This is a genomic window from Psychrobacter sp. T6-1 (assembly GCF_052258445.1).
The window spans coordinates 1-516 of sequence record NZ_JBQQFC010000840.1; the positions used below are offsets into that span (position 1 = coordinate 1).

Sequence of the window (516 nt, forward strand, 5' to 3'; positions counted from 1 at the left end):
ATATTCCCAAAAAATACAGCGTACTCAGTAGCCAGACGGTTGCGGTGCCAGCTAGAGTCAATCGATTCATCTCACTTCTTTGTAAAGCGCGCTTATGATGCTTGATAAACTTGTACACTGCAATATAAGCCGCCGCGATAACCGATAGCACCGTTACCAAGTGCGGGTTCATCACCAGCTGCGTTTGCATAACGATAAATACGACACTGGCAAGAATATAACCCACTGCAAAAAAACCCACGTATTCTGTCATGTTGGCGCTTGAGTTAATAGCGTTTTGATACGCAAGTGGCACAGGCTTTTGTAAGTTGGGGCGTTGATCAGTCATGAGGCTACCTATTGCAAAATTAGGGCGTGTTTGATAATTCACAAACACGCACTGACAGAGACTATTTTTTAGTCGCTGCTCTTAAATTAGAAGCAAGATAAAAATAGTAATTTTAGTCATTCTAAGCGTCTATTTTTATCAAAGGAGCGGCAAAAAAGAGTCCTGTCCTTTCAGGCTGATGCTAAAAT

1 protein-coding gene is annotated in these 516 nt (G+C 41.9%); it reads right to left on the bottom strand.

Annotated elements, in window-relative coordinates:
• Nucleotides 1-328 (bottom strand): ABZJ_00895 family protein (locus ACTXGO_RS16265; RefSeq protein ID WP_443575259.1); only part of this gene is annotated, 328 nt, incomplete at its 3' end.
• Nucleotides 329-516: the final 188 nt, after the last annotated feature.